Source organism: Dietzia sp. HMSC21D01, from assembly GCF_001815995.1.
GTDB classification, from domain to species: Bacteria; Actinomycetota; Actinomycetes; order Mycobacteriales; family Mycobacteriaceae; genus Dietzia; species Dietzia cinnamea.
Window position 1 is genome coordinate 1 of the sequence record NZ_KV824168.1, and the last position, 5,487, is coordinate 5,487.

Genomic DNA, 5,487 nt, shown 5'->3' on the forward strand with positions numbered 1-5,487 from the left:
TCGCGGACGTGGTCGGCGCGGACGGCGTGGGGGCCGGGCCGCCGCCCACCGACTTCGCGTCCGACGCCGCCAGCGGCAGCTCGGGAACGGGCGGACCCGCGGGGACGGCGGCGAGCAGCCGGTGCACGGAGAACGCCCCGAGGGCGAGGACCACGACCACCAGCGCGACTCCCGCGAGACGATCGGGTGCCCATCTGATGCGGGCCCACCACGGCGGGTCGGCCCATGCGGCGATGTCCGGGTCCTCGGCGGGGAAGCGCTCCGGCCGGGCTCCGTCCGGATCGGGTTCCGCCCACGGAACCCGGGCCGACTCCGCGACCGCCGGCTCACAATTCCGACCGACCGGCTCTGGCGCGAGCGCACCGGCCAGTCGCTGTAACGCGGCCGCCCGCGCCGGGTCCCGCTCGGGATCGGCGGGACGGGCCCGGATCTCGGTTCGCATGGGCGCGACGCTAGACCGGCACCCGCCCCCATCCGCTCCGGAACGCGGTCCTCAGTCCGCGTCCTGTGGAGAGGGGGACGGGATGGGGAATTCGGTGTCCACGAGGTCTGTCACCGACACCCCCACTGTTCCCGGGCCCAGATGCCACGCGAGGACCTCGTCGAATTCGACGATGATGACGCGTTCCGGGAACGGGGTCTGCTTGCGGATCTCCGAGGCCATCTCCCCGGCCCGTTCCGCCGCCTCATGGTGGTGGATGACGACCAGGACGTCACCGCGGGCGAGGTCGTCGCGAAGCAGCGCGCGGAGGCGTTCATGGGCCTTCGTGGTGGTGCGCGCCTTCGCGGCGAGGTCAACCGATCCCGACCGCAGGACGATCACCGGACGCATCGCCAGCGCGCTGCCGAAGATCGCGGCCAGGGCGCTGATCCGGCCGCCCCGCCGTAGGTATTCGAGCGACTCGAGGGCGGCGTAGGTCGAGGCGCCCCGGCACAGACGCGCGGCGAGGTCGTAGGTCGCCGACAGCCCGAGCCCGTTGTTCGCGGCCCACGCGCACTGGGCGACCGCGGCGCCGAAGGCCATCCCCGCCCCCCGGGAGTCGGAGACGAGGACACGGCCGCCGAAGCGGGTGGCGGCGTCGCTGGCCGACTGCCAGGTCCGCGACAGTTCCTTGGACAGGTGCACCGAGACGACGCCCGTGCAGTCCGGGTCGGCGAGGAGGTCGGCATAGTTGGCCGCGAGTTCGTCTGGGGTCACCGCTGCGGTGGAGACGGCCTTGTCGTCCTCCTGCACGACGTGCAGCGGCACGACCGTGATGCCGAAGTCGCGGACCCACGCGGCTGGCAGGTCCGCGCAGGAGTCGGTGACCAGTCGGACCGTCACGGGGCGTCCACCGGCGGTGTGATCCCCGCGTTCCACTGGTCCAGGCGCCACAGCAGGGCCCGAGCCGCGTCAGTGGTGGGCGCGACCTCCGGTTCGGCGTGCGACTCGTCCGGATTCGCGGTGCGCGGGTGGGCGGACAACTGCACCCAGCAGGTGTTGCCGAGCCCGTTGAACATCGGGTAGTGCTCCACGGGCAGTTCGAGCAGTGCCCCGGTCAGCGCCGCGATGGCGCCTCCGTGCGCGACGATCACGGCCGGGTGCTCCCCCCACTCCGGCGACGACTCGACGAGCTCGTCGACGACCTCGCGGGTACGACGCGCCACCTCGATGCGGCTCTCCCCGTTCGGCGGTGACCAGCGCGGACTGCTGCGCCAGCGCAGTCGCGCGCCCGGCCACTGCTCGTCGACCTCGGAGTGGCTCATCCCCTGCCAGGTCCCCAGGTTCGTCTCGCGCAGCCGCGGGTCGGTGACGACGTCCAGTCCCACCTCGGACGCCAGCGCCTTCGCCGTCTCGTGCGCACGCTGAAGATCCGAGGACAAGATCGTCCACGGCCGTCGGGGCGCCAACGCCCGGCCGACGGCGTGCGCCTGCCGGACCCCGAGCTCACTGAGTTCGGTGTCCAACTGCCCCTGCATCCGCAGCGAGGCGTTGTAATGCGTCTGGCCGTGACGCAGCAGGATGAGACGTCGGGTCACCGAGGAGTTCAGAGCTCCTGATCCCGCTGTGGCTCCTCCGGGGCGAGCGAGTCATCGGCCCCGCCGGCGGCGGTATCCGAGCGCCGCGACGTCTCGACGCCCTCGATCTCCACGACGGGGCAGTCCTTCCACAACCGGTCGAGCGAGTAGTAGTCGCGCTCGTCGACATGCTGGACGTGCACGACGAGCTCGTTGTAGTCGAGCAGGGCCCACCGACCCTCGCGGGTGCCCTCACGGCGCAGTGGCTTGTGTCCTGCCTCGCGGAGCTTGTCCTCGATCTCCTCGACGACGGAGTTCACCTGACGCTCGTTGTCCGCGGACGCCAGGACGAAGCAGTCGGTGATGACGAGTTGGTCGGAGACGTCGATGACGACGATGTCGGTCGCCAGCTTGTCATCTGCGGCGCGGGCGGCGACGGCGGCCATCTCCACGGCCTCGGGGCTTGCGGTCACAGGGGGTTCTCCTCGGGGTGCGAATCGATGGGGACGGGGACCCGGTGCACCGGGGCCGTCGCTACTGGGGTGCCGTCCAGGCGGGTGGAGCCCTCCGGCCGGTAGAGGTTGCGCTTGGCGATGTACTGCACGACGCCGTCGGGTACGAGGTACCAGACGGGGGCGCCGTCGGCCGCACGGCGGCGGCACTCGGTGGACGAGATCGCCAGGGCGGGGATCTCGAGCAGGTAGACCCGCCCGTTCTCGATCTCGGTGAGATGGGTGTCGGACAACTCGAAACCGGGACGGGAGACGCCGACGAACGTGGCGAGTTCGAACATCTCCTCCCAGCCGCGCCAGGTCAGAATCTTCTCCAACGCGTCAGCGCCGGTGATGAAGAACAGCTCGGTCTCCGGGTGCTGACGGAGCAGATCCTTGAGGGTGTCGACCGTGTAGGTCGGCCCCCGGCGGTCGATGTCCACGCGGCTGACAGAGAAGCGCGGATTAGAGGCCGTCGCGATGACGGTCATGAGATAGCGGTCCTCGGCCGGGGACACCTCCCGAGTGCGCTTCTGCCACGGCTCACCCGTGGGGACGAACACGACGTCGTCGAGATCGAACCGATGAGCCGCCTCGCTGGCCGCCACGAGGTGACCGTGATGGATCGGGTCGAAGGTTCCGCCCATCACTCCGATGCGGCGCCGCGAGCCGTCGGCGGTTCCCGTCGTGGTCATGGTCACCGAGTCTATCGGGCCGGGGTGCCGCGTACTCGTCTGCCGCTCCCCGCCGCCCCGGACGCTCACACGGGCAGCAGGCTGGAGACGACCGCCGTGAGCTGCTCGACGTTGCGGCACTCGTGCATCGGCACGTACTGGGAGTACAACTTGGCGGCCGAGTCGCCGGTCCCCCACTGCCGCCGTGGTTCCGGGTTCAGCCAGTGGGTGTGTCCGACCCGCTCGCTGACGAACTCCAGCGCCTCGACCGCGGGATCGCGGTAGTTGTTGCGGCCATCGCCCAGGATGAGCAGCGAACCCGTCCTCGTCAGCGTATGGGCGTACCGGTCGGCGAATCCCTCGAGAGCGTGCCCGTAGTCGGAGTGCCCGTCATAGGTGATGATCTCGGCCTCGCGCACCATCCTGCTCATCGCCGTGCCGAGGTCGGAACCCGATTCGAAGAACGAGGTCACCTCGTCGGTGGTGTCGACGAAGGCGAAGACACGCACCCGGGAGAACTGCTCGCGGAGCGAGTGCACCAGCTGGAGGGTGAAGTGGCTGAAACCAGCGACCGACCCGGACACGTCGCACAGCACCACCAGCTCGGGGCGGGCCGGGCGTGGCTTGCGCAGAACCAGCTCGACCGGGACCCCTCCCGTGGACATCGACCGACGCATGGTCTTGCGCATGTCGATAGCACCGTGCCGGTGGCGGCGCCGCCGCGCGGCCAGGCGACTCCCGAGCTGGCGCGCCAGTGGCCCGACCCTCCGACGGAGCGCCTGCAGATCCTGGTCGTTGGCGCGCAGGAAGTCGACCTGCTCGGCCGCCGGGCCGACCGCGTACTGGGCCACCCGATCCCGCCCCACGGTCTCAGCGGTGCGGCGACGCGTCTCGTCGGCGACCTCGCGCAGGAAGCCACGCACCAGGTCCGCCGCGGCGTTGGCGGCCGCGCTCTTCTCCGCGTGCCGCTTGGAACCGTCGGGGTCGAAGGGATCCGCGCCGAGCAGCCCGTCGAGGATCCTCTGCATGATCGAGTTCGTGTCCAGCGGGCTCAATGCCTGGTAGGCGGAGTAGCGCGGGCCGTTCACCGAGTCGTACGAGCCCAGCTGTTCCACGAGGAGTTCGGCGAGCGCCCGGGCCTTGGCGCGCGACTCGTCGGTGTCCTCGAGAAGCAGCGAGGCGATGAGCTCGTTGAGGGCGTCGGGATCCACCTTGCCGTCATCGTCGGTCGGGATCTCCACCTCGAGCGTCACCGCGTCGCCCGCGGCGTGACCCCCGACCGCGGTCGGGAACCACAGATCGAAGAGCTGGTCGAACACCCCGCGGTGCGTGGGCTTGTGCAGGATCGTCGAGGCCAGCGCCTCGCGCAGGGCGGCGCGGTCGAGCAGGTCGACGTGCACCATCGCCGAGGCCGCGTCGACCGCCTCGCTGGGCCCGACAGGGATGCCCTTGCGGCGCAGTGCGTCGACGAAGTCGACGAGGTGGCCGGACAGACCGCCCGGACTCTTCTGGGTCATCGCCCCCGCCCCCCGATCATCTCGAGCGTCCGCACGCTAGTTCAGCCGCAGCTCGGCGGCCGCACGCAGCTGGTCGGACTGGTGCTTGAGGACCACGCCGAGGGTCTGCAGGACGGTCTCGTCGTCGATCGTGTCCAGGCCCAGCGCCACGAGCGTGCGGCCCCAGTCGATCGTCTCCGACACGCTCGGCACCTTCTTCAGCGCCATGGCGCGCAACACCCCCACGACGCGCACGAGCTGCTCGGCCAGCCGGTCGTCCAGCTCGGGAACCCGGGACGCGAGGATCTTCCGCTCGAGCTCCGGCGTCGGGAAGTCCAGGTGCAGGTACAGGCAGCGACGCTTGAGCGCCTCGGACAGCTCGCGGGCGGCGTTGGAGGTCAGCACGGCGAAGGGCCTGCGGGTCGCCTCGATCGTCCCCAGCTCGGGGATGGTCACCGCGAAGTCACTGAGCACCTCCAGCAGCAGGCCCTCGATCTCGATGTCCGCCTTGTCCACCTCGTCGACGAGCAGCACCGTGGGCTCACTGCGCCGGATCGCGGTGAGCAGCGGTCGCGACAGGAGGAACTCCTCGGAGAACACGTCGTCGCGCGTGGAATCCCAGCCCTCGCCCTGCCCGGCCTGGATCCGCAGGATCTGCTTGGCGTGGTTCCATTCGTAGAGCGCACGGGCCTCGTCGACGCCCTCGTAGCACTGCAGACGGATGAGTTCGGCCTCGGTGGCGGCGGCGACAGCCTTGGCCAGCTCCGTCTTGCCGACGCCCGCCGGGCCCTCGATGAGCAGCGGCTTGCCGAGCCGGTCGGCGAGGTA

At 70.6% G+C, this 5,487-nt stretch carries 6 protein-coding genes and 1 pseudogene; all 7 read right to left on the reverse strand.

Translation table 11 applies throughout. The annotated features are described in order from the left end of the window. Positions 1-442: pseudogene (locus HMPREF3086_RS19350) on the reverse strand (hypothetical protein); the annotation flags it as partial. A 51-nt stretch (positions 443-493) separates the two neighbouring features. Continuing rightward, positions 494-1,324, reverse strand: coding sequence for a DegV family protein (locus HMPREF3086_RS17290; RefSeq protein ID WP_061228495.1), 831 nt, complete (start codon positions 1,322-1,324; stop codon positions 494-496). Next, positions 1,321-2,019, reverse strand: a complete 699-nt coding sequence (locus HMPREF3086_RS17295; protein WP_061228494.1) for a histidine phosphatase family protein — start codon at positions 2,017-2,019, stop codon at positions 1,321-1,323. The genes HMPREF3086_RS17290 and HMPREF3086_RS17295 overlap by 4 nt, the downstream gene beginning before the upstream one ends. Before the next feature lie 8 nt (positions 2,020-2,027). Continuing rightward, positions 2,028-2,471, reverse strand: a complete 444-nt coding sequence (gene rsfS / locus HMPREF3086_RS17300; RefSeq protein ID WP_061228493.1) for a ribosome silencing factor — start codon at positions 2,469-2,471, stop codon at positions 2,028-2,030. Then, positions 2,468-3,184: a nicotinate-nucleotide adenylyltransferase gene (nadD, locus tag HMPREF3086_RS17305; protein WP_061913681.1), complete on the reverse strand. Its 717-nt coding sequence runs from the start codon at positions 3,182-3,184 to the stop codon at positions 2,468-2,470. Before nadD ends, rsfS begins: the two co-directional genes overlap by 4 nt. Positions 3,185-3,249: 65 nt before the next feature. Next, positions 3,250-4,680, reverse strand: a complete 1,431-nt coding sequence (locus tag HMPREF3086_RS17310; protein WP_061913679.1) for a vWA domain-containing protein — start codon at positions 4,678-4,680, stop codon at positions 3,250-3,252. A 36-nt stretch (positions 4,681-4,716) separates the two neighbouring features. Beyond that, on the reverse strand, positions 4,717-5,487 hold a 771-nt coding region (locus HMPREF3086_RS17315), incomplete at its 5' end, for an AAA family ATPase (RefSeq protein WP_070723178.1).

Bases quoted from the DNA above. Each gene is read 5' to 3' on its own strand.
- nadD (WP_061913681.1), bottom strand. From the start codon at position 3,184: ATGACCACGACGGGAACCGCCGACGGCTCGCGGCGCCGCATCGGAGTG.
- HMPREF3086_RS17310 (WP_061913679.1), bottom strand. From the start codon at position 4,680: ATGACCCAGAAGAGTCCGGGCGGTCTGTCCGGCCACCTCGTCGACTTC.